The sequence below is a fragment of the Pannonibacter sp. SL95 genome (genome assembly GCF_026672425.1).
Classification (GTDB): Bacteria; Pseudomonadota; Alphaproteobacteria; order Rhizobiales; family Stappiaceae; genus Pannonibacter.
The window spans coordinates 1398316-1421274 of the sequence record NZ_JAPPRC010000006.1; the positions used below are offsets into that span (position 1 = coordinate 1398316).

General features: G+C 63.9%; 22 protein-coding genes and 1 tRNA gene. 13 read left to right on the plus strand and 10 right to left on the minus strand.

Translation table 11 applies throughout. The annotated features are described in order from the left end of the window. Positions 1-87: 87 nt before the first annotated feature. The 6 genes from plsX to OVA12_RS23340 all read left to right on the plus strand — a co-directional run bounded on the left by plsX (position 88) and on the right by OVA12_RS23340 (position 4369). Positions 88-1152 (plus strand): phosphate acyltransferase PlsX, encoded by a 1065-nt coding sequence (plsX, locus tag OVA12_RS23315; protein ID WP_268141242.1) that lies wholly within the window; start codon positions 88-90, stop codon positions 1150-1152. Next, on the plus strand, positions 1149-2126 hold the full coding sequence (locus tag OVA12_RS23320) for a beta-ketoacyl-ACP synthase III (RefSeq protein WP_268141244.1): 978 nt from the start codon (positions 1149-1151) through the stop codon (positions 2124-2126). Before plsX ends, OVA12_RS23320 begins: the two co-directional genes overlap by 4 nt. 129 nt (positions 2127-2255) lie before the next feature. Then, entirely contained in the window at positions 2256-2573 is a 318-nt protein-coding gene (locus tag OVA12_RS23325) for an integration host factor subunit alpha (RefSeq protein WP_268141247.1), read from the plus strand. A 181-nt stretch (positions 2574-2754) separates the two neighbouring features. Beyond that, a complete protein-coding gene (locus OVA12_RS23330; RefSeq protein ID WP_268141249.1) occupies positions 2755-3396 on the plus strand; it encodes a MerR family transcriptional regulator in 642 nt (213 codons plus the stop codon). A gap of 96 nt (positions 3397-3492) precedes the next feature. Beyond that, positions 3493-3569: transfer RNA gene (locus OVA12_RS23335), tRNA-Pro, on the plus strand. Between the two features lie 92 nt (positions 3570-3661). Then, a complete protein-coding gene (locus OVA12_RS23340) occupies positions 3662-4369 on the plus strand; it encodes an alpha/beta fold hydrolase (protein WP_268141252.1) in 708 nt (235 codons plus the stop codon). 197 nt (positions 4370-4566) lie between these two features. Here OVA12_RS23340 and OVA12_RS23345 read toward each other — a convergent pair whose 3' ends face one another. The 4 genes from OVA12_RS23345 to OVA12_RS23360 all read right to left on the minus strand — a co-directional run bounded on the left by OVA12_RS23345 (position 4567) and on the right by OVA12_RS23360 (position 9350). Next, positions 4567-5841: an O-antigen ligase family protein gene (locus tag OVA12_RS23345; RefSeq protein WP_268141254.1), complete on the minus strand. Its 1275-nt coding sequence runs from the start codon at positions 5839-5841 to the stop codon at positions 4567-4569. Further along, positions 5838-7460, minus strand: a complete 1623-nt coding sequence (locus tag OVA12_RS23350) for an undecaprenyl-phosphate glucose phosphotransferase (protein WP_442793918.1) — start codon at positions 7458-7460, stop codon at positions 5838-5840. The genes OVA12_RS23345 and OVA12_RS23350 overlap by 4 nt, the downstream gene beginning before the upstream one ends. Next, positions 7457-8686, minus strand: a complete 1230-nt coding sequence (locus OVA12_RS23355) for a glycosyltransferase family 4 protein (RefSeq protein ID WP_268141256.1) — start codon at positions 8684-8686, stop codon at positions 7457-7459. Before OVA12_RS23355 ends, OVA12_RS23350 begins: the two co-directional genes overlap by 4 nt. Before the next feature lie 106 nt (positions 8687-8792). After that, positions 8793-9350: a polysaccharide biosynthesis/export family protein gene (locus OVA12_RS23360; RefSeq protein WP_268141258.1), complete on the minus strand. Its 558-nt coding sequence runs from the start codon at positions 9348-9350 to the stop codon at positions 8793-8795. Positions 9351-9546: 196 nt separating this feature from the next. Between OVA12_RS23360 and OVA12_RS23365 the strand changes: the two genes are divergently transcribed. Continuing rightward, positions 9547-11967, plus strand: coding sequence for a GumC family protein (locus OVA12_RS23365; protein WP_268141261.1), 2421 nt, complete (start codon positions 9547-9549; stop codon positions 11965-11967). A gap of 70 nt (positions 11968-12037) precedes the next feature. Here the strand turns inward: OVA12_RS23365 and OVA12_RS23370 are convergent, their stop codons facing one another. Continuing rightward, the gene (locus tag OVA12_RS23370; protein WP_268141263.1) at positions 12038-13090 is read right to left on the minus strand and encodes a GNAT family N-acetyltransferase; all 1053 of its coding nucleotides are present in this window, start codon (positions 13088-13090) and stop codon (positions 12038-12040) included. A 245-nt stretch (positions 13091-13335) separates the two neighbouring features. On the opposite strand from OVA12_RS23370, the gene OVA12_RS23375 reads away from it, so the two are divergent. Beyond that, the gene (locus tag OVA12_RS23375) at positions 13336-14424 is read left to right on the plus strand and encodes a polysaccharide deacetylase family protein (protein ID WP_268141265.1); all 1089 of its coding nucleotides are present in this window, start codon (positions 13336-13338) and stop codon (positions 14422-14424) included. Here the strand turns inward: OVA12_RS23375 and OVA12_RS23380 are convergent. After that, on the minus strand, positions 14384-14569 hold the full coding sequence (locus tag OVA12_RS23380; RefSeq protein WP_268141509.1) for a DUF2842 domain-containing protein: 186 nt from the start codon (positions 14567-14569) through the stop codon (positions 14384-14386). The two genes, OVA12_RS23375 and OVA12_RS23380, sit on opposite strands and share 41 nt — an antisense overlap. Before the next feature lie 225 nt (positions 14570-14794). Here OVA12_RS23380 and OVA12_RS23385 point away from each other — a divergent pair, with 225 nt between their 5' ends. Further along, positions 14795-15877, plus strand: a complete 1083-nt coding sequence (locus OVA12_RS23385) for a COX15/CtaA family protein (RefSeq protein ID WP_268141267.1) — start codon at positions 14795-14797, stop codon at positions 15875-15877. Between the two features lie 333 nt (positions 15878-16210). On the opposite strand, the gene OVA12_RS23390 is transcribed toward OVA12_RS23385, so the two are convergent. From OVA12_RS23390 to OVA12_RS23400, 3 genes are all read right to left on the minus strand, one after another. Further along, positions 16211-17500 (minus strand): O-acetylhomoserine aminocarboxypropyltransferase, encoded by a 1290-nt coding sequence (locus OVA12_RS23390; protein WP_268141269.1) that lies wholly within the window; start codon positions 17498-17500, stop codon positions 16211-16213. A 200-nt stretch (positions 17501-17700) separates the two neighbouring features. Continuing rightward, a complete protein-coding gene (locus tag OVA12_RS23395) occupies positions 17701-18219 on the minus strand; it encodes a CoA-binding protein (RefSeq protein ID WP_268141272.1) in 519 nt (172 codons plus the stop codon). A 4-nt stretch (positions 18220-18223) separates the two neighbouring features. Continuing rightward, positions 18224-19039 (minus strand): enoyl-CoA hydratase, encoded by an 816-nt coding sequence (locus tag OVA12_RS23400; protein WP_268141274.1) that lies wholly within the window; start codon positions 19037-19039, stop codon positions 18224-18226. Positions 19040-19205: 166 nt separating this feature from the next. Between OVA12_RS23400 and OVA12_RS23405 the strand changes: the two genes are divergently transcribed. The 4 genes from OVA12_RS23405 to OVA12_RS23420 all read left to right on the plus strand — a co-directional run bounded on the left by OVA12_RS23405 (position 19206) and on the right by OVA12_RS23420 (position 21552). Continuing rightward, positions 19206-19637 carry a PaaI family thioesterase gene (locus OVA12_RS23405; RefSeq protein WP_268141276.1) on the plus strand — a complete coding sequence of 144 codons (432 nt, stop codon included), beginning with the start codon at positions 19206-19208 and terminating at the stop codon, positions 19635-19637. 198 nt (positions 19638-19835) lie between these two features. Then, complete coding sequence (rplM, locus tag OVA12_RS23410; protein ID WP_106752269.1) at positions 19836-20300, plus strand: 50S ribosomal protein L13; 465 nt, start codon at positions 19836-19838, stop codon at positions 20298-20300. A gap of 2 nt (positions 20301-20302) precedes the next feature. After that, complete coding sequence (gene rpsI / locus OVA12_RS23415; protein ID WP_268141278.1) at positions 20303-20779, plus strand: 30S ribosomal protein S9; 477 nt, start codon at positions 20303-20305, stop codon at positions 20777-20779. A gap of 122 nt (positions 20780-20901) precedes the next feature. Beyond that, complete coding sequence (locus OVA12_RS23420) at positions 20902-21552, plus strand: exonuclease (protein WP_268141280.1); 651 nt, start codon at positions 20902-20904, stop codon at positions 21550-21552. On the opposite strand, the gene guaD is transcribed toward OVA12_RS23420, so the two are convergent. Then, the gene (gene guaD / locus OVA12_RS23425; RefSeq protein WP_268141282.1) at positions 21505-22857 is read right to left on the minus strand and encodes a guanine deaminase; all 1353 of its coding nucleotides are present in this window, start codon (positions 22855-22857) and stop codon (positions 21505-21507) included. The genes OVA12_RS23420 and guaD overlap by 48 nt on opposite strands. Positions 22858-22959: the final 102 nt, after the last annotated feature.

The window sequence follows — 22959 nt, forward strand, 5'->3', positions numbered from 1 at the left end:
TGTGCGTGGGGCAGTAAAGTCCGTCGCGGAGACTGACACGTTCGTGGCGCGTCGTCCGCCGCTCTGAAGGACAACAAGAACCTGCCAATGGCGAAACCCATTCATATTGCTCTCGATGTCATGGGCGGTGACGCCGGCGCGGAAATGGTGCTTCCGGGCGCCGAGATCGCGCTGCTGCGGCATCCCGACATCCGCTTCCTTCTTTATGGCAACGAGCGCGTCGTGCTGCCCTTGCTGGAGAAGTACCCGCGCCTGCGCGATGCCTCGACTTTCTTCCATTGCGACGTGGCCGTTGCCATGGATGCAAAGCCCAGCCAGGCGCTGCGCCAGGGGCGCTGGCGCTCGTCCATGTGGCGGGCCATTGAAGCGGTGAAGACGGGCGATGCCGATGTCGCCGTCTCGGCCGGCAACACCGGCGCACTGATGGCCATGTCCAAGTTCTGCCTGCGCACCATGGCCAACATCGAACGCCCGGCGATTGCGGCGATCTGGCCGACAGCGCGGGGCGAATCCGTCGTGCTGGATGTCGGCGCGACCATTGGTGCCGACGCGCAGCAGCTGATCGATTTCGCCATTCTCGGCGGTGCCATGGCGCGCGCGCTGTTTGGCGTGCAGAAGCCGACCGTGGGCCTCCTGAACATCGGCGTCGAGGAAGTGAAGGGCCTGGAAGAGGTCCGCACCGCTGGCCGGATCATGAAGGAAGTTCCGTTCCGGTCCTTCTCCTATGCCGGCTTCGTCGAAGGCGACGACCTCGGCAAGGGCACGGTCGACGTGGTGGTGACGGAAGGTTTTGCCGGCAACATCGCACTGAAGACCGCCGAAGGCACCGCCAAGCAGATCGGTGGCTACCTGAAAGCTGCGATGCAGCGCACCTGGATGGCCAAGCTTGGCTACCTGCTGGCCAAGGGCGCATTCGACCGGCTGCGCGAAAAGATGGACCCGCGCAAGGTCAATGGCGGCGTGTTCCTCGGCCTCAATGGCGTCGTGATCAAGAGCCATGGCGGCACCGATGCCGAAGGCTTTGCCAGCGCCATCGCCCTTGCGCATGGCATGGTGCGCAACGAACTTATTCACAAGATCGCACAGGACCTGGTTCACTATCATCGTGGCCGGTATGTCGTGCCCTCTGACAACTCCGAAGGTGACGAGTGAGCCTCATCCGTTCGACCGTTCTCGGCTGTGGCAGCTATCTGCCCGAGAAGTCCCTGACCAATGAAGAGCTGGCGACCATGGTCGACACCAGCGATGACTGGATTGTCCAGCGTACGGGCATCCGCAAGCGTCACATTGCCTCGCCTGGCGAATTCACGTCGCATCTGGCGGTCAAGGCGGCTCGCCGCGCGCTGGACAGCGCAGGGCTTGAGCCGAAGGACATCGACATGATTGTCCTGGCCACCGCGACCCCGGACAACACCTTCCCGGCGACTGCTGTGACCGTCCAGAACGAGCTGGGAATTCACCACGGCTTTGCCTTTGACGTCCATGCCGTCTGCTCCGGCTTCGTCTTTGCCATGGCCACGGCAGACAATTTCCTGCGTGCCGGCCAGGCGCGCCGCGCCCTGGTGATCGGCGCGGAGACCTTCTCGCGCATTCTCGACTGGGAAGACCGCACCACCTGCGTTCTCTTCGGCGATGGCGCCGGCGCGGTCGTGCTGGAAGCGCGCGAGGCTGAGGGCTCGCTGGCCGATCGCGGCGTGCTGACGACGCACCTGCGCTCCGATGGCAGCCACAAGTCGAAGCTCTATGTCGACGGCGGCCCGTCCTCGACGCAGACCGTCGGCCACCTGCGCATGGAAGGCAAGGAAGTCTTCAAGCACGCAGTCGGCATGATCACCGACGTGATCGAGGATGCCTACAAGGCGACCGGTTTCGGGTCCGACGATCTCGACTGGTTTGTGCCGCATCAGGCCAACAAGCGCATCATCGACGCCAGCGCCAAGAAGCTCGGCATCGTGCCGGAAAAAGTCGTGACCACTGTCGATCAGCACGGCAACACCTCGGCGGCATCGATTCCGCTGGCGCTGGACACGGCAGTGCGCGATGGCCGGATCAAGCAGGGCGATCTCGTCATGCTGGAGGCCATGGGCGGCGGGTTTACGTGGGGCTCTGTGCTGCTGCGCTGGTAATGAAAGGCGCTTTGCGCCTTTCTGGCAGAAGACCGGGTTGACCGGTCGCAGCGGACACAATACCGTATTGGCGAACATTACTTTTGCAGCAAAATCAGCCGGATCGCTGATGTGCGGCAAGGAGGGGGCATGGCCAGCAGGACAGTCACGCGCGCCGATCTTTGCGAAGCCGTCTATCAGAAGGTGGGGCTTTCGAGAACCGAGTCGGCCGAACTGGTCGAGCGCGTTCTGGCCGAAATATCCGATTGCCTGGTGACTGGCGAATCCGTGAAACTGTCCTCCTTCGGATCCTTCGTGGTCCGGTCCAAGGGCGAGCGGATCGGCCGCAACCCAAAGACGGGCGAGGAAGTGCCGATTTCGCCGCGCCGCGTCATGGTCTTCAAGCCGAGCAACATCCTCAAGCAGAAGATTAACGAGACGCTGACCGGCGACGGCCACGGCGACTGATCTGCCTAACAGGCTGACCAGCCTTGTGCTGACTGCCCGCCTGTTGCTGACTGCTAGCCTTTTGTTGACTGTCTCGCCAGGCAGCCAGCTGCTTGGCTGTTGTCTGTGCGATGCGTTGCCCGCCACCGCCGCGTGGACCTGTTGCGCCTGAAACCGGCCCGTCCGGGGAGAGACCTGCATCATGTCGCTTGAAAAGAGCCCTGACGCGTTTCGCACGATCAGCGAGGTGGCCGAAGATCTCGACCTGCCGCAGCATGTGCTGCGCTTCTGGGAAACGCGATTCACGCAGATCAAGCCGCTGAAGCGCGGCGGCGGCCGGCGCTATTATCGCCCGGACGATGTGGAACTGCTGCGCGGCATCCGCCATCTGCTCTACGGGGAAGGCTACACGATCAAGGGCGTGCAGCGGATCCTGAAAGAGCAGGGGCCGCGCTTTGTCATGCAGATCTGGCGCGACGACGCGATCCCGCTGTCGATTGCGCCGCGGATCGACCTGGACGATGAGGACGCCGACGACACGCCGCGGCTGGAAGCCCCGGTTCGCCGTGCGACCGTGATCGAACAGGCGCCATCCCGCAACGAGGCTGGCAACGGCCTGCCGAGCGAGGTCCTGCCGAAGGGGCTTCTGTCTGACGACGACCCGCGCGTCCATGCCGCCCATGCGAGCCGCAGCGGCTTCCGCTTCATGGACCGGTTCCGGGGCGAAAAAGGCGAGACCCTGTCCGGCGGCACCGGCGCCCTTTCGAAGGACGATGTCCGCCGCCTGCAGGCAACCCTGTTCGAACTGCTGGAATGCAAGCGCCTGCTGGACCAGGCGCGCTGATCGGGGGTGTCCTGACCCTTTGCCGGCGTTGCCTGTGGATGGGCGCGCAAGGCAGCTCTTGCGCAAGCCGGTCGAAGCGGTTAGAGAGGGCGCAGTCGGGCAGTAGCGCAGCCTGGTAGCGCACTTGACTGGGGGTCAAGGGGTCGTCGGTTCAAATCCGGCCTGCCCGACCATTTGTTTCAAAAACGCAGGTTCTGATTTATTCAGGCCTGCGTTTTTTGTTTTTCTTACGTCAAGGCCGTCAGCTGCGGCATAGTCAGTGCCGATGGAAAAGATCAGCTGCATTTTGCTGCCGGGGCTGGATGGCTCGGGAAAATTTTTCGATGCCTTCGCTGCTGAGATCGCGCGTTTTGCGGATCCCGTCGTGGTTCGTTACCCCAACGTTCACGGCCTCAGCTATGACGAACTGGCTGACTATGCCGCTGCAACGATTCCCGTCGACCAAGCATTTTTCATTGTCGCGGAATCGTTTTCCGGACCTGTCGCGATTTCAATTGCAGCCAGGCATCCCGGGCAGCTCCAATGCCTGGTGCTGGTCGCGACCTTCGCGCGCAGTCCGTTCCCTCGTGTCGCGTCTCTGCTCGCGACGCTCTTGCCGGTTCTAACGAGATTTCCGTTGCCGCAATGGATCATCCGGCTGGTGTTGCTCAACGGGCGAAGGCCGGAAGTCGCGAGTGAAATTCAAGGCGTCATCCGGACAGTTCCCAAAGACGTTCTTGCGAGCAGGCTTCGGAACGTCCTCACCTGTGATGTGACCGGTTTGCTGAGGAAGATCGATGTTCCCGTAATGGCGATCCGGGCGGATCGAGACCGTTTGCTGCCCGGGAAATGCACCAATGAAATGGTGGAGTTTCAGAGCGGGATCCGGATTGTCGGCATTGATGCGCCGCATTTCGTCTTGCAGATCGAACCCGAGGTCACAGCTGCCAAGCTTGTCGAACCGTTTCTGCGCGAGTGCATACAGGGATCCTGACTGCAGAAATCGGCAGCTGAACGCCGTGTCGGTGTCACCTGCAGGCCAGCCTAAAACTGGGACTGAAAACGGATGGCAACCATCTCTCGGTCACACCTCCACCGCATGAGCGGCTTTGACAGAAAACAGTTTTCCTGACAATTCAAGATTCTGCCGTGACGCGTTCACGCGCGGTCTTCATGACATTCGGTTGGGCGCTACGCTTGCGTGGAAGCGTGCTGCGGCGGTCTTGCTGTCTGGCGCGGACGCCGGTCATACAGCTTGTCGGCCGCGATCAGGCCCCAGGCGAGGCCGATCAGCATGAAGAGGTGGCGCCAGCGGTCGATGTCGATGACGACGCCGACGAAGACATGCACCAGCAGCACGGCGAAGAGGCACTGGGCGAAGGGCGTCCAGGGGCGGTGCCGGAACATCTGGCGTCCCAACGCCACAAGCGTCCACAGCATCAGCATCGGCCAGACGATACCGCCGAGCCAGCCATAGGCGGTGAAGGCCTTCATGTAGACGTTGTGCTCGTCTTCGGGGAAGTACTTGTTGAACTCAAGCGGCCCAAGGCCCAGCGGGCGTTCCATCGCCATTTCGAAGCCGAGGCTGTAGCGGGCAAAGCGGCCGAGACGGGCGCTGTCATATGGCTGCACCAGCTTGGCCCGCTGCTCGAACATGTCCGCGACCTGATCGATCGACAAGGCCGCCACAAGCAGGACCACAACACCAAGGACGCCGGCGCCTGCCAGTAGCACGAGGCGCAACCGCCGTGCCGGCCGTTGCTCGTTGACAAGGAGCAGCGCGTAGAGAACGACGCCCGCGACAGCCAGCATGCCCCAGGCCCCGCGCGAGAAGGACAGGAAGACACCCAGCACCAGCACCGGCAGCACGACCAGCGCAAGACCCCAGGCCGAGGGGGGGCTCGTCATCAGACGGCGCAGCAGCAGCAGTGTTGGCAGCAGGAGGAACGGACCGAAGACGTTCGGGTCCTGGAACGTGCCCTTGGCGCGGTCATTGAGGGTGAAGAGCTCGCCGCCGGGAATGAGATTGAAAAAGCCGACTATGCCAAGTAAAGCGCAAAAGAAGGCGCTTGCGATGTATGCCCGCTCGATAATCTCGATCCGGACCGGCCGCTCGCTGACCAGGGCAGCGTAGAACATGGCCGTGGCGCCAAGAAAAGCTGAAATTGCCATGTGCATGGCACCAGCCGGCAGGTCGCGGGCGAAGGGCACTGCCATGATGCCACCGGCCATGAATAGCAGCAGCAACACCATCATCGGCCCGATCTCGCGGCGGAATTTCAGTCCGGCCAGCAGCCAGATGACCATCAGCAGCGCCACCAGCAGCTCATAGGGCGCAGGTTCGGCGATAACAAAGCCGCCAAGGAATACCGCCAGCCACAGGGCCGCATCGCCGAGCCGGCGGAGGGGCAGGCCCCGACCGCTCAGGAGCCCGGCAGGCGCGGCCGCTGTGAGGGCGTCGCTCAATACGCGTTCTCCGTGTTGAGCAGGCGCGCCGGCGTCAGGGCAAGGATCTTGATGTCGAACAGGATCGACCAGTTCTCGATGTAGTAGAGGTCGAACTCAACACGCTTCTGGATCTTTTCCTGCGTGTCGACTTCGCCGCGCCAGCCGTTGATCTGGGCCCAGCCCGTGACACCCGGCTTCACCTTGTGACGGGCGAAGTAGCCGTAGACGACCTCATCCCAGGTCTGGTCATTGGTGTGGGCGTTGACAGCATGGGGGCGCGGGCCGACCAGCGACAGCGTGCCGGCAATGACGTTGAAGAGCTGCGGCAGTTCATCGATGGACGTGCGGCGGATGAAACGGCCGACCTTGGTCACGCGCGGATCGCCCTTGGTCACGACCTTCTTGGCCGCCGGATCGGCCATGTCGTTGTACATCGAGCGGAACTTCAGCACGTCGATGATCTCGTTGTTGAAGCCGTAGCGCTTCTGACGGAACAGCACCGGCCCCTTGCTGTCGAGCTTGATGGCAATGGCCGTGGCCAGCATCACCGGCGACAGGGCAACGATGGCAAGGCTGGCAACCACCACATCGAACACGCGCTTGGCGACCATGTCCCAGTCGGTGATCGGCTTTTCGACCACGTCGACGAAGGGAACCGTGCCGATGAAGGACGAGCCACGGGTGCGGAAGCGCATCTTGTCGGTGTGGGCGGACAGGCGGATGTCGATGGGCAGGACCCAGAGCTTGCGCAGCAGCTCGAGGACGCGCTGTTCGGCCCGCAGCGGGATGCAGACGATCAGCATGTCGATGCGGGCGCGGCGGGCAAATTCCACCAGCGCATCAATGTTGCCGAGCTTCGGGTAGCCGGCGACAACGGCCGGCGAGCGGTCATTGGCGCGATCATCGAAGATGCCGCAGATGCGGATGTCGTTGTCTTTCTGCGATTCCAGCTCGTGAATGAGATCGGCCGCCGCCGTGCCGCCGCCAACGATCACCGCGCGGCGTTCCAGCCGGCCGTTGGCCATCCAGCGCCGCACCAGGCGCGACAGGATGAAGCGCCCGCTCAGCAATGCGCCAAGCCCGGCCGCATACCAGGCACCGAATGCGGCAGCGGGAATGGATGCGGTCAGGGGCGTGGTGGCGATGGCGATGGCGAACATCGCGAAGACAAGCGTCCAGCCACCGGCCACGCGGCCAGCCTGAGCCAGTCCGGCCCGCATCACGGGCACCTGATAGCAGTCAAAGGCATGGAAGAAGGCAAGGGCGGAGACCAGCGCCACGCCGAGGAGCAGCAGCATCAGCCCGGGAGACGCAAGTCCTGACCCGACGAGGGCAAGCACTGCAAGCCCGGTTCCGACGACCAGACCACCATCGATCAGGCGGACGACGCCTTCCAGCACCGGTTGCGACAGCCCGTCAGAGCGCAGGCTGTCAGCGATGCGCAGCGCATCGGCCGACATCGACGGCTGCGACTGGGCCGGGCGAATGACCGCGTCACCGGAGGTGCTGCGGCGCAACTCGTCAGCGAGCCGCTGGCGCAGGGCCTCGGCGTCCTCGACAGTCGCAGCTTCGGCGGTGTCGGTCGGTGCCGGATTGGTGGAAGCGGGCAAAGACTGGTCGGCGGGCATGGCAATCATGGCTTGCTCGGTCTGGCTAAAACGGATTTGGGCTGGGAATGCTTGGCAAGGGCAGGAACCGGTGCGACCGCCTCGAACGGATGCGGGTCCTGTCCTCGCAGCGCAAGGTAGAGATCGGTGATGCTGCCGGCCATTGTTGTGGCCGAGAATCGGTCCGCCATGGCGTGGCGGAGGTCACGGGCGAGGGCCCGGGCCAAGTCGGGTGCGTCCAGCATCTCGTCCATGGCTGTGGCCAGGCGGTGGCTGTCGCCTGGCTCGACCAGGCGACCGGCATGGCGGCCAAACACCTCCGGAATGCCACCGACGCGCGTAGCGATCAGCGGAACTTCCGCCGCCATCGCCTCCAGAACGATATAGGGCATGGCCTCGGCCCGGGACGGGACGACCAGGGCGCGACCCATTTCGAAGGCCGTGCGTGCGGGCAGGGCACCGAGAAATGCGATGCACTCGCCAAGACCAAGCTCCGCGATCATCCGTTCGTAGCGCGGACGGTCCGGCCCTTCGCCGACAATATAGGCTGTCACCGGCTCGGCCCGGCGCAGGCCGAGATTGTAGATCGCCTCGATGAACAGGTCCGGGCCCTTCAGGTCGCGCAGCATGCCGACATAGATGAAGTCGCGCGCGTCTTCACGCGGCCGGACCGGCTCGAACTCGCTTTCATTGAGGCCGTTGTAAATCACGCGGACCGGGGCATGCGGACGCATGACCTTGGTTTCATAGGCGGCGCGCTCATACTCGGACACGAAGACCAGTCCGTCCGTCAGGCGGGACTGGATCCGTTCGAGCAGATGATAGACGCGGCCTTCAAAGCGGTGCGGGTCATAATGCAGGCTGCCGCCGTGGGCGCAGTAGATGCGCTGGACGTCGCGGCCCTGCAGGCGCAGCAGGCTGCCGATGATGCGGACATAGGCGCCGCCCTTGGCGCCATGACCATGCAGGACATCGGGTTCCAGAGCCTTCACGCTGCGATAGAGCGCCAGAGCGCCCGACAGATCCTTGACTGTCAGATGGCGCTCGATGGCAAACCGCGTGATGCCTAGCGTGAGATGGGGTCGGATACGTTCCAGGATGGCAACGTCGAAATCGGAGCCGGTCGTGGAATCACAGACGACACCGACAGAGTGGCCAGCTTTCGCCTGGGCAATCGCCAGATCGTGGATATGACGGATCGTTCCTCCCACGGGCGAGCGCACGCAGTGGATGATCCGCAAAGGGTGCGGACTCATGACAAAACTCCCTGTCAGTCGCCCGGGCTTCTTTTTTGAGCCTGTGGCGCCAACAGGGAGAACCCTAGCAGGACAGGATGAGTCCCCGGTTAATCCGGGTCCGCAATCAGAACAGACGTTCGCGGATGTAGATGGTGTCGCCCGGGCGGACAGGGTCCGTAATCGGGACGCGTCCGTTCAGAATTTCACCGTTGATCTGGCGAGTGATGTCGGCACCGGCCTGTTCGGCACGCGGCGAGAAGCCACCAGCCGTTGCAATGGCGTTCTGTACAGTCATGCCAGCGACATAGGGATATTGCCCCGAAGCCTGGACCTCACCCATGACGAAGATCGGACGGTATTGCTCCACCTCGACGGAGACGTCCGGATCGCGCAGGAAGCCCTTGCGCAGAGACGCAGCAATGGCGCCGGCAAGTTCCTGTTGCGTCTTGCCGCGCGCGGCCACATTGCCGACCAGTGGCATTGAAATATATCCTGCCTGGTCAACAACATAGGTATTGCTGAGATCGGGTTGCCCGAACACGATCACGCGCAGGCGGTCGCTTGAATCAAGCCGGTAGGGCTGCGTCAGGATCTCATGGAAGGCAGAAGGCGGACGCTTGTATCCGCTGCATCCGGCGAGCGCGAGCGCGATGGCAAGAAAGACAAGCGGGCGGGCAAGCATCATCTACTCCTGAACTGGCTAGCCCCAAGTTCGCAAATCATGGTTAATACGGGGTGAATGGGTTCTTGGTGTATTTTTCCGGGTTAATTTAACATTAATAAAGATTAATTTCCGAAATCCCGCTTCTGTGTGGGGTTTAAGGTTTCCCTTACCATGTTTCAGCATAGTCAGGGCGAAGCCTCTCGGAGTTTGTGTGATGAGTTCTAGGCACGACATCTATGAGCCGCAGGACATGGCCCTGGACCTCGCCGCCCTCATGCGCGCGCTCGGACGGGCACAGCGTTGGCTGTTGCCTCTTGTTCTGGTGGTTGCGGCCAGCGTCTTCTTCGGTCTGCAGTTTGTGCCAGAGAAATTCACCGGCGAAGCCAAGGTGCTGATCGAAAGCAGTGATGCCCTTGATCCCGGCGTCTCGCGCGGCCCGGAAAACATCCGCGCGCTGCTGGACGGGGAGGGGATTACCAGCCAGGTCCAGCTGCTCAGCTCGGTTGATCTCGCGCGCCGCGTGGCGCAGCGTCTTGATCTTGTCTCCGTGCCCGAATTCAAGGCGTCCGGCTCGGCCGGGGTGCTGCAACAGGCGCTGGCGCTCCTCGGTCTTGCCTCGGACCCGTCCCGTGTGTCCCCGGAAGAGCGCGTCCTCAAGCACTACTTCCGCAACCTTGATGTCTACCGGCTCGAAGGGTCCCGCGTCATTGCCGTCGAGTATGTGTCGCAAAACCCGGAGCTGGCCGCGCAGGTCGCCAACACTGTCGTCGACGAATACATCCAGATGCAGTCGCTGGCCAAGCGCCAGAGCCAGGAAGTCGCTGCCGGCGCCCTGCAGCCGCAGATCGCCCGCCTGAGCCAGGAAGTCCAGGTCGCCCGCAAGGCGGTGGAAGACTTCCGCGCCCGCGCCGACCTGCTGACGGGCACCGACAATCGCACCCTCAACCAGATGCAATTGTCGGAAATCAGCACCGAACAGTCGGCGGCCCAGGCCGCTGCTGCCGAAGCTGATGCCAAGGCACGTCAGCTGCGTCAGTTGCTGGCCTCCGGCGGCTCGCTGGAAAGTGCCAGCGAGGTGCTCAATTCGGGCCTGATCCAGCGCCTGCGAGAACGGCAGGTCGAACTCCAGTCGCGCATTGCCGAGCTGTCGACCACGTTGCTGCCCGGCCACCCGCAGCTGAAGGCGTTGTCTTCACAGCTCGCCGACTATGACCAGCAGCTGCGCGGCGAGGCGCGCAAGATCCTTGCCGGGCTGGAGAATGACGCGCTTGTTGCCAAGCAGCAGGCGGCCGCGCTGGCCTTGCGCGTTGATGAACTGAAGGAAGCGGCCGCGCGGTCCAATTCCGACCAGGTTCGCCTGCGGGAACTGGAGCGCGAGGCTGACGCCAAGGCGGCACAGCTCGACGGGCTGATCGCCAGCTATCGCAACACGGACACCAGCCTCAATGCGGAATCGCTTCCAGCTGACGCCCGTGTGATTTCACGCGCGGGCGTGCCGATTGAGCCCTCATCCCCGAAGGTGCTGGTGTTCACCATCGCGGCCACGCTTGCGACCTTCGTGCTTGGCTGCGCGATTGTCGTGATGCGCGAGTTCCTGAGCGGTGAGGCATTGCGCCCGATCCAGCCGGTTGAAACCTATGCTGCGCCGGTGGAAGTTGCCCGTCCGACGGTTCTCGATGAAGACCGCGATGTGTCAGCGCGGCTTGCACCAGTTGCCTCCTCGCTTGTCGACGATAGCGACGATGAGGACGAGGCTGACGAGACACTTGACGAGGCACCGCGAAACTCTGCTGCAGTGATCGACGCGCCTGCCCGCCCAGCTCCGTCTGCAAGCCGTGACGCTGTGCGCGAGGCACGCCATTCCGCGCACGCACCTGACATCGAGGACATCGAGCCGGCACCGTCGCTGCGCGAGGAACGCAGCATCCGCCGTGCGCTGGATCAGGCAGCCCGCCGGATCGAACGGCTCAGCGAAAGCGTTGCCATGCCCGATCTGCTGCGCGCTGCAACCGAACCGAAGCCTGAGCCTGCCGCAATGTCAGCCGCCGCCAAGGCCGCCGGGGCTGAAGACAAGCGCGGCGCCAGGACCTCCGTCCGCGAGCCCGCGCGCCCGGCGACAGCCCCGCGCCGTACGGTGATTGTCAGTGCGGCCGAGCCGGATCTGTCGCATCAGCTCGCCTTCGATATGGCACGCCAGTCGGCTGACGACGGCGAGATGTCCCTGTTGATGGAAGTGTTCCCGGACAGTGATGATCCGGCGGCAGCTGCCGGCTTCTCGGATCTTGTCGCGGCGGATGCCTCGTTCTCGTCGGTCATCTACCGCGATGCCGGCTCGCGGGCGCACATCATCGAGGCCGGTCGTCTGCCGCTGGCCAATGCCGATGTCGATCCGCGCCGCTTCGCGCTGGTGCTGGATGCGATCGACGCGACCTATGACCGGATCGTCATTGACCTCGGCCGTTACCGCGCTTCGGCAGCCGCTGCCGAGGTGCTGGCCTATGCGGATGAGGTGATTGTTGCCAGCCGCAATGGCGTGGCGGCGGTGCGGCTTGCCGAGGTCCTCGACCTGATTTCCGACCAGACCGAGGGCGATGTCATCGTCCGCCGCGTTGGTGGAACCTCGAAGGCGGCCTGACGCGATCTGAAGACGATTGCTGGAGTGCCTGATGGCCTCGCCGGTTCCCCGGCGGGGCCTTTTGCATTCCTCAGTCTTCGCTGCGGGCAGCCCATTTGCGCAGGCGCCGGTACAGCGGCCAGAGGTGCCGTGATGCCCGCACGCGCCGCTTGAGCGCTGCCAGAAGTGTTGCCGACTGCAGCGCCAGATGTCCGCGGGCTGATCTGGCAAAGCCGATATCAATGAGCAGCTCCGGATCGGTCCAGGCGTGCTTGTAGCGTTCGTCGCCGAGGCCAAGATCAAGCAGCGTCAGGTCCGGATCCTCGGCGGCGCTGCGGATCAGCATGGTCAACAACTGGACGCCGGGGCTGAAGGGGAGGCTGTCATCCTGCGCAATGCTGTTGGCATAGCCGCAGAGCCGGTTGCCAGACCGGCCGGTGATGTAGGTCGCCCGGATCACGCCCGCGACCTCCAGACCCACGATCTGCAGAACCGGGGGACGCGCTCCGGTCCCACAGAGCGCGGCAAAGAGAGCGGTATTCAGTCCCGCATCGGCAAAGACATTCGGAATGCCGCTCGTTCGGGCGCGCGCGTCGCGCTGCGCGGTGAAGACATCCAGAAGCGCCCGGATTTCGTCTGGCGAGACTGGCTCCACCAGCGACACGGAGCCTAGGCGCGCGAGGCCCTTGGCCTTCTTGTCCAGTTTGCGCCGGGCATCGCGATCATGGCGGCTGCGCAGCAATGCCTCGTAGGGCTGATCCAGCGGCCCAACATGCACAGCGCTGACACTTGGGCGATGAGGCAGTCCGGCAAGCGGATGCGGCACGCCGTCCAGCATCGCTGGCACATTCACCAGCCGCACCTGATCGGCCCCGGCGGTTCTTGCCACCTCGTTCAGTGCGCTGGCTACGGCTTGCGCGGGCAAGGCATTCAGGGAATCACGGCACCACAGTCCTGGCATCTGGTTGCCATTTGCCGCCCCAAGCCATTCCAGCGTCATGCCAAGCGGGCCGTCGATCCGCGCCAGTGGCCACAGGAAGACGGGGGTCGTTGCCCGCATCCCGATCACGATCAGCGGCCGGTGTCCGAGCCGGTTGCCGACATGCGTAGACCAGGGAATGAGCCAGTCATGCGCCTGCGACAAGGCGGGCGTCGCTTGTCGCTCAAAGGCAGTCCATAGCGGTGTTGCCTCAGCGAGGGTTTCAAGGACGCGGAGCGTCAGGGGCGCGTCAGATCCGGCTGACGCTCTACCGGGGCCAGTCTGGGGACCGGTCAACTCTACCTGTCCCATCCTTAGCCTTGCCTCCCGATCCCGCAATTGTTGCAATGAAGCATTGCAACAATCTCTAAAAAAAGCGTACCTATGCCGGGTTTCAGGATCTTTGATGAATGTCCATGGGTTGGAAGCGGCGGTTCTTTTCGGCAGGGTTCTGGGTGCTTCGGCACACCTGGCTCAGCCGCGCGCTCGCTCCATTGACCCAGGGTTGCGGCGTCATCTTTACGCTGCACAACGTCTGTCCGCAGCCATCGACACCCTTCCAGCCCAACGGACATCTTGCGATCACGCCGGAGTTTCTTGGCCAGGTTGTGGACCTCCTGCGTCGGCGCGGCTACCGGATTGTCTCGCTGACCGAAGCGGTGGATCGCCTGTCACTGGGCTATGGCAACGAACGCTTCGCTGTCCTGACATTCGATGACGGCTACCGCGACAATCTCGAGCATGCCTACCCGGTGCTGAAGGCACTGGATGCGCCCTTCACGGTGTTTGTCACCTCGGGGCTGATCGATCGCACGTCGGAACTGTGGTGGGTGGCGCTGGAGCATCTGATCCGCGACCGCGACCGGCTGACGGCCTCGGTGGCGTGTGGGCAAACCGAACTGCCTTGCGGCACGGCGGAGGAGAAGGCCGCCTGTTTTGCCACCTTGCGTGAGGTTCTGATCCGCGAGACGGACGAGCGGGCGCAGCGCAAGCTGATCCGCCAGCTGGCGCTCGGCAATGGCCTCGATCTTCGTGCCATCGCTGACGAGATGATGCTGTCCTGGGCTGACCTGCGCCGGCTGGCCGCGGACCCGCTGGTGTCCATCGGCGCCCACACCCATGATCATTTTGCCTTGGCGCGCCTGAGTGAGGCTGAGGCGCGGCGCGATGTCCTCTTGGGTCTGGAGCGGATCGAGGCGGAACTGGGCCAGCGGCCGCGGGTCTTTGCCTATCCCTACGGGGACCTCGCCTCGGCTGGCGCGCGGGAAGGGCGCATGATCGCCGATCTCGGCTTCCAGGCCGCCGTCACGACCCAGCCGGGCGTGCTGTCCTCGGCCCACGCCCGCGACCTGATGCATCTGCCGCGCGTGTCGCTCAACGGCCATTTCCAGAGCCCGGCCTATGTGGAGGAATATCTGACCGGCGCGCCCTTCGCCCTGTTCCGGGCGGCCGCCAGCGTCAGCCGCGCGGCTTCCCGCCGCGTTCCATCCACCAGATGATCGCCCCGGCCGGAATGACCCACACGAGTCCCGCCACGGCGAAATAGGCAAGGCGCGTCAGCGTCGAGGATTGTTGCAGCGTCATGTCGCCGATCACCATGGCGGTGAGCGCATAGACGACCACGAACACGACCAGACCCACCATTCCGATGAACTTGCGCAGCGAAGGCACTCGTGAAACTCCCTGTCTGTGACCCGCGCCATAAGCCGGCATGGCCAGCCATCTGACCAGTGGCAAGGCGGCGGGGCGGCGCAATGTCGCAATCTCCAGGGCGGAATGTTCCGGCCTGGCTGTGGCTGCGCCACTTGCCCCGCTGACTGGGGACCTATATCCCAAGCAGCCATACGTCAAATCCCGGACGCCAAGAAAATGACGCTGCTGACCGCTGCCGCCCCAGTTTCCGCCCTTTCGCCGCAGGCTGCCCGCAACCGTACCCAGATCCGCCTCTGGCTCTACGGCATCTGCCTGCTGATCCTGGCGATGGTGGTGGTGGGCGGTGCGACGCGGTTGACCGAGTCGGGCCTCTCCATCACCGAATGGAAGCCGATCCACGGCACCATCCCGCCGCTCAGCGTGGCAGAGTGGCTGGAGGAATTCGACAAGTACCGCCAGATCCCGCAGTACCAGCTCATCAACAAGGGCATGAGTCTCGACGAGTTCAAGTTCATCTTCTGGTGGGAATGGGCACACCGGCAGCTGGGGCGCTTCATCGGCATCGCCTACGCCCTGCCGCTGGTCTTTTTCTGGGCGACGGGACGGATCGAGCGCGGGCTGAAGCTGCCACTGCTGTTCGGCCTGTTCCTGGGCGGGCTGCAGGGGGCGGTCGGCTGGTGGATGGTCGCCTCCGGCCTCGTCGAGCGCACGGATGTCAGCCAGTACCGGCTGGCGACGCACCTGACGCTCGCCTGCGTGATCTTCGCTTACGTCTTCTGGATCGCGCGCCGGCTCGCTCCCCATACGGAGGCAACCCCACGCGATGCGGATCTGCTGCGCCGGGCCGGTTGGCTCGTGCTCGGGCTCGTCTTCTTGCAGATTTTCCTGGGCGGTCTGGTCGCTGGCTTGAACGCTGGCCTCACCTTCAACACCTGGCCGCTGATGGACGGGCAGTGGGTTCCGAAGGGGCTTCTGGTCATGGAGCCGGCGTGGAAGAATTTCTTCGAGAATGTCATGACCGTGCAGTTTCAGCACCGGCTCGGCGCCTATGTGCTGATGATCGCTGCCGTGGCGCTGCTCGTCCTGACGTTGAAGCGGGCGGTTCATCGGGGCTTGCGGGCGACCGTGATGCTGCTGACTGCTGTGATCTTCGCCCAGGCGGCCCTCGGCATCACCACCTTGCTGCTGCACGTCCAGCTCGACGTTGCCCTTGCCCATCAGGCAATGGCGGTCATCGTGCTCGGCATGGCGGTGGAATATCTCGTCCGGCTGAAGGGCGAGGCACCGGTGCCGGCTTGAATCAGTTTGTTAGAATCAGGATGTGAAGCAACTGACCCGGTTTCTTCGCTTTGACGGCGAAGTGATTCCGACCAAACGGGAAAACGGAAAGTCGCCTGAGGCGCGTGACCGCCTCCCGGCACAGAATTCCCTCTCCGCCACGCCGTCCCGGCCCTGTGCCGGGACCCGTCATGAGGGCAAGGCCTCACCTTGTGTTCGGTGCGACGGGAACAGGTCCGGGCACAAGGCCGGGACGGCGCGGGGTGTGGATCGGATCGGTCAGTGCGCGAGAAAGAAAAACCCCGCCGGATCGTTCCGGCGGGGTTTTCCTGTGTCGGATCGACTTGGCGACGATCAGTCCGGCAGCTTGGCGAGCGCCTGGTCGAGGTCGGCGATGATGTCGGCGACATCCTCGAGGCCGATCGACAGGCGCACCACGTCCGGACCGGCACCGGCGCGCGTCTTCTGCTCGTCGGAGAGCTGGCGATGCGTGGTCGAGGCCGGATGGATGATCAGCGAGCGGGTGTCGCCGATGTTGGCCAGATGCGAGAACAGGCTGACGCCCGAGACGAGGGCAACGCCCGCGTCATAGCCGCCCTTGACGCCAAAGGTGAACACCGCGCCGACCCCCTTCGGGCAGTACTTCTTGAACAGGTCATGGCCCTTGTCGCCCGGCAGGGCGGCGTAGGACACCCATGAGACCTTCGGGTGCTTGGCCAGATGCTGGGCCACCGCGAAGGCGTTGTCGCAGTGGCGCTGCATGCGCAGCGGCAGGGTCTCGATGCCGGTCAGGATCATGAAGGCGTTGAACGGCGAGATGGCGGGGCCAAGGTCACGCAGGCCAAGCACGCGGCAGGCAATGGCGAAGGAGAAGTTGCCGAAGGTCTCGTGCAGCACCATGCCCTGGTATTCCGGGCGCGGCGAGGACAAGAGCGGATAGCGGCCGCTGGCCGACCAGTTGAACGTGCCGGCATCGACGATGACGCCGCCCATGGAGTTGCCATGGCCGCCCATGAACTTGGTCAGCGAATGCAGGACAATGTCCGCGCCATGCTCGATCGGGCGGATCAGGTACGGCGTTGCCAGCGTGTTGTCGACGACGAGCGGCACGCCCTTCTTCTTGGCAATGGCCGAGATGCCGGCGATGTCGGTGACGATGCCGCCCGGGTTGGCCAGGCTCTCGATGAAGATCGCCTTGGTGGTCTCGTCAACGGCGGCCTCGAAGGCGGCAAGGTCCGACGGATCGGCCCAGATGACGTTCCAGCCGAAGCTCTTGAACGAGTGATTGAGCTGGTTGATCGAGCCGCCATAGAGCTTGGTCGAGGCAACGATGCTGTCGCCCGGGGTCATCAGCGTGTGGAAGGTCAGGAGCTGCGCAGAGTGGCCCGACGCAACGGCCAGCGCGGCGGTGCCACCTTCCAGCGCCGCAACGCGCTCTTCCAGAACGGCGGTCGTCGGGTTGGTGATGCGGGTGTAGATGTTGCCGAAGGCCTGAAGCCCGAACAGCGAGGCCGCGTGGTCGACGTCATCGAACACGAAAGACGCGGTCTGGTAGATCGGCGTCACGCGCGCGCCGGTGGACGGGTCCGGCTGGGCGCCTGCATGGATCGCCAGCGTGGAAAAGCCCGGGGTTGCATCAGTCATTCCATCCTCCCGAAGAGATACAAGGGTTCTTGTCGGATCGGGAGTTTGGACGAGGGGCAGGCGAAGGTCAAAGACAGCTTTTGCGGGAAGTGCATTTGCGCAAACATGTTTTGCTAACGCCAGCCACCACACGCAACGTCAGCCTTGCGCGCGCCGTTGGCCGCATCGCATTTGGGATCGGCTGTTCGCCCGGATGCAGATCAGGTGCTGTCCTTCAGCCCACGATGCTGGAACCCGTCGGTCAGCACCGGGCGCTTGGAGGAGAGGCTGCGCGAGTTGACGCCCATCCAGCCGATCTCGCCGGAGAGCCGGCCATATTCGATCTTCGGGCAGCGGTTCATGATCACGGTGAGGCCGGCGGCTTCGGCTTGGGCGGCGGCTTCCGCATGCTCGACGCCGAGCTGCATCCAGATGACCTTGGGACGCGAGGGCAGGCCAAGAGCCTCCTCGACGATGCCCGGCACCGCATCCGACGCGCGGAAAATGTCGACCATGTCGATGGCGGCGGGGATATCAGACAGGCGCCCATGCACCGGCCGGCCGAGCAGCTCCTTGCCGGCAAGGCCCGGATTGACCGGCCAGACCTCGAAGCCCTTGGCGATGAGGTACTTCGTGACAAAGAACGACGGCCGCACCTCGTTGGCGCTTGCCCCGATGATGGCAATGGCGCGGGCCTCGGACAGGACGCGCCGGATCAGGTCGTCGGAATGATCGGGCATCGGCTCATTCTCCCCGCCACTCGGGCGCGCGCTTCTGCAGGAAGGCGTTGATGCCTTCCTCGGCATCGCGGGCGAGCATGTTCTCCACCATCACCGAGGCGGCATAGTCATAGGCCTCGCCAAGCGGCATCTCGAGCTGGCGGTAGAAGGCCTCCTTGCCGATCTTCAGCGTCAGCGGTGACTTCGACGCGATCACCTCGGCGTATTTCTGCACCACCTGTTCCAGATAGTCGGCCGGAATGATGCGGTTGATCAGGCCGAAGGACTTGGCGGTCGAGGCGTCGATGGATTCGCCTGTCAGCAGCATTTCCATCGCCTGCTTCGGAGAAGCGTTGCGGCTGACAGCAACCATGGGCGTCGAGCAGAACAGGCCGATGTTGACGCCCGGCGTGCAGAAGGTGGCGGTGTCGGTGGCCAGCGCCAGGTCGCAGGAGGCAACGAGCTGGCAGCCGGCGGCGGTGGCGACACCCGTCACCACGGCAATCACCGGCTTCGGCAGGCGGACGATCTGCTGCATCAGATCCGAGCACTGGCGCATGATCGCCTCATAGGTCGCGCGGCCCCGGTCGGCTTCGGCGCGCGCGGCCGTCAGTTCCTTGAGATCATGCCCGGCGCAGAACACCTTGCCCTCGGCGCCAAGCAGGATCACCCGCACCGCCGGGTCCAGTTCGGCCAGGGTCAGCTCGGCAGCAAGCGCGCTCATCATCTCCCGCGACAGCGCGTTCATCTTCTCCGGCCGCTGCAGCACCAGGCGCAGCACGCCATTGTGCAGCAGCTTGCCGATGAGCGGGCGGGCGGAGGGTGTCTCGGGCGCAGTCATGGAGGGTCTCTGGATCAGGAAAGGAGGGCGCACGGCGAAGCGCCGCACGGGGGCTGACACAAAGGATAGCTGGCCGAAGGGCGGAGGAACAGGGGCTTGCGGCAAGGGGCGGTGGTCACCTAACGTTCGCGTCATGAGGCCAGCGGGCCGGCCGGGGGAGACAGCAATGCAGCCAGTCATGAGCGTCGCGGAGGTGGAGGCCTTTCTCGCCCGCGAGTTTCCGCAGATCCATCTGGATGGCCCGGTCTACCGGGTGGAGAGCCTTGAGCCCGGCGTCGCCGTGATGCGCTTTACCGCCAGCGAGCGGCACCTGCGGCCCGGCGGCACGGTGTCCGGCCCCGCGATGATGGCGCTGGCCGACCTTGCCGCCTATGTGGTGATCCTTGGCCACATCGGCCCGGTGGCGCTGGCGGTGACGACGAACCTCACCATCAACTTCCTCAGAAAGCCCGCGCCGGGCGATCTCATCGCCACCTGCCGCCTGCTGAAACTCGGCAAGCGGCTTGCCGTCATCGACTGCGCCATTGCCGGGGAGGGGGAGGCGGAGCTGGCCGCCCACGCAACCGCGACCTATTCCGTGCCGCCGGACCGCGGCTGAAAATGCGGTATTCTGTTACCGTTTTTGTAAGTTATTGAAATATAACGTTTTTTAAACTGACGTTGCAAATGTTTGATCTTGACGTTTTGCCGGTGAGCGCGTATCACCCCGCTCGAACACACGGTGATACGAGATCGGGGGATTCCCCGGCGCGTTGTCACCGGTCTGGTTTCACCGATCAATCATGGATCATCACAAATGAAGACCTTCTCTGCCAAGCCGGCTGAGGTCGAAAAGAAGTGGATCTTGATCGACGCGGAAGGCATGGTTGTGGGCCGTCTGGCTGCCTACATCGCCAGCCATCTGCGCGGCAAGCATCTGCCGACCTTCACGCCCCACGTCGATTGCGGCGACAACATCATCGTTGTCAACGCTGACAAGGTGGTGCTGACCGGCCGCAAGTACGAAAACAAGAAGTACTACTGGCACACCGGCCACCCGGGCGGCATCAAGGAGCGCACCGCGCGCACCATTCTCGAAGGCCGCTTCCCGGAGCGCGTTCTCGAGAAGGCCGTCGAGCGCATGATGCCGGGCGGCCCGCTGTCCCGCCGCCAGCTGAAGAACCTCAAGGTTTACGCTGGCCCGACCCATCCGCATGAAGCCCAGACGCCGGCCACCGTCGACGTCAAGAGCCTCAACGACAAGAACGCGAAGAGGGCTTGAGCATGGTCGAGCTGAACTCCCTGGACCAGCTGAAGGGCGCCGTTGCAACGGCCGCCGTTGACGCCCCGGTTCACGTCCAGAAGCTGGACGCTCATGGTCGCGCCTATGCCACCGGCAAGCGCAAGAACGCGATTGCCCGCGTCTGGGTCAAGCCGGGCACCGGCAAGATCACCATCAACGGCACCGAATATCAGGCGTATTTCGCCCGTCCGGTGCTGCAGATGATCCTGCGTCAGCCGGTCATGCTGACCAACCGCGATGGCCAGTACGACATCGTTGCCACCGTCACCGGTGGTGGACTGTCCGGTCAGGCCGGCGCCCTGCGTCACGGCATCTCCAAGGCCCTGACCTATTACGAGCCGGAACTGCGCGCCATCCTGAAGAAGGAAGGCTTCCTCACCCGCGACAGCCGCGTGGTCGAGCGCAAGAAGTACGGCCGTGCCAAGGCACGCCGCTCGTTCCAGTTCTCCAAGCGCTGATCCCTCAGCTGCTTGTCAGACAAACGAAAACCCGCCGGTGCGAGCCGGCGGGTTTTTTGGTTTTGGTTTTGGTTTCGCATAGCAATATGATGCCGGCCAGGGAACGAACCGGAGAGTGGTCAATGTCGCACGTCATAATCTACGACTGCGAGTTTCTTACCAACGCGACCGCAAATCGGCGTTGCTGGTTTGGCTGTATGGATCCTGACCCGCTTGTTGTGCAGATAGGCGCTGTAAAGCTAATGCTCGACGATGATTACCGGATAGAGCAACGTTTCATGCGTTTGGTCCGTCCTATCGACAGGTTTGGCGAACCGATGTTGCTTGATCCGTTCTTCACGCAGTTTACGAGTATCGAACAAACAGCAGTCGATTGCGATGGCGTTTCGCTTTCGACCGCACTGACTGAACTGGATAGTTTCGCAGACGGTGCCGACTTCTGGGCCTGGGGGAAGGACGAACTGAACATGATCGCAATCAGCTGTTATGTCGCGGGTCTTCCTGTTCCAATTGATGCTTGCCGGTTTGGCAATGCAAGCGCACTGCTGGTCCGGGCTGGAATGCCCGTTGCGGACGTCATGACCACCCGCAGTTCCAGCCTTTCTGTTTATCATGGAATAGAGCGCAAGGGCGCAAAGGCACATGATGCGCTCGATGATGCTCTTTCCGTTGCTCTGACACTGCAACACCTTATGCGGCAGGGGCTCCTGACCTCGCGTGATTTTTCAGTCAGGGAAATGGCCCGTCTGGGACAGACTATTTCGGTCGGATAGCCCCCCCTTCATCCCCACCCCCGCCACATAGGTCTCCACCACCGCCCGGTCATCGCCCAGTGTCTGCAGGATGAAGAGCTCGTCGGCCAGGGAGCGGGCGGTCTCGTGGCGCAGGGCCATTTCCGGGGTGGCGGCGGGGTTGAGGACGATGATGTCGGCCTCGGTGCCCGCGTCGAGGGTGCCGATCTTGTCTTCCAACGACAGGCTCTCGGCGTTGCCGCGCGTGGCCCAGTAGAAGGTCTCAAAGGGGTGCAGGCGCTGGCGCTGCAGCTGCAGCACCTTGTAGCCCTCGTCCAGCGTGCGCAGCAGCGAATAGGACGTGCCGCCGCCGATGTCGGTGGCAATGGCGGTGCGCACGCCGTGCCCCTCCAGCCGCGCCTTGTCGAACAGCCCGCTGCCGAGGAAGAGGTTGGACGTCGGGCAGAACACGGCGACGGAGCCGGTCTCGCGCATGACGCCAAGCTCCCGGTCATTCATGTGGATGCAGTGGCCGAGCAGGGTCTTGCGGCCGAGAAGGCCGTAGCGCTCGTAGATGGCCAGATAGTCGGCATGGCCGGGATAGAGATCCAGCGTGTAGGTGATCTCGTTGTGGTTCTCGTTGATGTGGGTCTGCAGGTGGCAATCGGGGTGCTCGGAAAGCAGCGCGCCGGCCACCTCCAGCTGCGCCGGTGTCGAGGTGATGGCAAAGCGCGGCGTGATGACATAGAGCGCGCGGCCGCGGCCATGCCACTCGGCCATCAGCGCCTTGCTGTCGTCATAGGCCGACTGCGCGGTGTCGCAAAGGGCAGGGGGCGCGTTGCGGTCCATCATCGTCTTGCCGCCCAGCATGCGCATGCCGCGCGCCTCCGCCTCGCCGAAATAGGCGCGCACGGAATTGGGGTGGCTGGAGCAATAGGCCACCGCCGTCGTCGTGCCATGGGCAATCAGCGCGTCATAGAAGGCGGTGGCGATGCGCTGGCCATGGGCGAGATCGGCGAATTTCTGCTCGGCCGGAAAGGTATGGTCGTTGAGCCAGTCGAGAAGCTGGTCGGCCCAGGAGGCAATCACCTGCGCCTGCGGGAAATGCAGGTGCGGGTCAATGAAGCCGGCCATCAGGAGATGCGGCCGGTGGTCGGTCACCGGCGTGGCCGCAGGGGCTGCCGCCTCGACCTCCGCGAAGGGGCCCATGGCGGTGATGAGGCCGTTCTCGATCAGGAGACCGCCATCGGCGTGATGCACCAGCGCGCCGTCATCATCCGCCCCGTGCGGGCGGCGGAGAAAGGAGACGATGCGGCCGCGCAGCAGCCGGGCAGGGGAAGTAGCCAAGACCGGAACCCTCATGGTTGTCCTCACGCCCCGCGCGCCGGCCGCCGCGAGTGAGGCGGCGGCCGGCGGGTGAGGCAAACCTTGAAGTTCTAGTCGGCAGGG

Excerpts from the sequence above, each read along its gene's own strand:
- plsX (WP_268141242.1), top strand. The coding sequence starts at position 88 with ATGGCGAAACCCATTCATATTGCTCTCGATGTCATGGGCGGTGACGCC.
- OVA12_RS23325 (WP_268141247.1), top strand. The coding sequence starts at position 2,256 with ATGGCCAGCAGGACAGTCACGCGCGCCGATCTTTGCGAAGCCGTCTAT.
- OVA12_RS23330 (WP_268141249.1), top strand. The coding sequence starts at position 2,755 with ATGTCGCTTGAAAAGAGCCCTGACGCGTTTCGCACGATCAGCGAGGTG.
- OVA12_RS23340 (WP_268141252.1), top strand. The coding sequence starts at position 3,662 with ATGGAAAAGATCAGCTGCATTTTGCTGCCGGGGCTGGATGGCTCGGGA.
- OVA12_RS23350 (WP_442793918.1), bottom strand. The coding sequence starts at position 7,460 with ATGATTGCCATGCCCGCCGACCAGTCTTTGCCCGCTTCCACCAATCCG.
- OVA12_RS23355 (WP_268141256.1), bottom strand. The coding sequence starts at position 8,686 with ATGAGTCCGCACCCTTTGCGGATCATCCACTGCGTGCGCTCGCCCGTG.
- OVA12_RS23360 (WP_268141258.1), bottom strand. The coding sequence starts at position 9,350 with ATGCTTGCCCGCCCGCTTGTCTTTCTTGCCATCGCGCTCGCGCTCGCC.
- OVA12_RS23365 (WP_268141261.1), top strand. The coding sequence starts at position 9,547 with ATGAGTTCTAGGCACGACATCTATGAGCCGCAGGACATGGCCCTGGAC.
- OVA12_RS23375 (WP_268141265.1), top strand. The coding sequence starts at position 13,336 with ATGTCCATGGGTTGGAAGCGGCGGTTCTTTTCGGCAGGGTTCTGGGTG.
- OVA12_RS23380 (WP_268141509.1), bottom strand. The coding sequence starts at position 14,569 with ATGGTGGGTCTGGTCGTGTTCGTGGTCGTCTATGCGCTCACCGCCATG.
- OVA12_RS23385 (WP_268141267.1), top strand. The coding sequence starts at position 14,795 with ATGACGCTGCTGACCGCTGCCGCCCCAGTTTCCGCCCTTTCGCCGCAG.
- OVA12_RS23390 (WP_268141269.1), bottom strand. The coding sequence starts at position 17,500 with ATGACTGATGCAACCCCGGGCTTTTCCACGCTGGCGATCCATGCAGGC.
- OVA12_RS23395 (WP_268141272.1), bottom strand. The coding sequence starts at position 18,219 with ATGCCCGATCATTCCGACGACCTGATCCGGCGCGTCCTGTCCGAGGCC.
- OVA12_RS23400 (WP_268141274.1), bottom strand. The coding sequence starts at position 19,039 with ATGACTGCGCCCGAGACACCCTCCGCCCGCCCGCTCATCGGCAAGCTG.
- OVA12_RS23405 (WP_268141276.1), top strand. The coding sequence starts at position 19,206 with ATGCAGCCAGTCATGAGCGTCGCGGAGGTGGAGGCCTTTCTCGCCCGC.
- rplM (WP_106752269.1), top strand. The coding sequence starts at position 19,836 with ATGAAGACCTTCTCTGCCAAGCCGGCTGAGGTCGAAAAGAAGTGGATC.
- rpsI (WP_268141278.1), top strand. The coding sequence starts at position 20,303 with ATGGTCGAGCTGAACTCCCTGGACCAGCTGAAGGGCGCCGTTGCAACG.
- OVA12_RS23420 (WP_268141280.1), top strand. The coding sequence starts at position 20,902 with ATGTCGCACGTCATAATCTACGACTGCGAGTTTCTTACCAACGCGACC.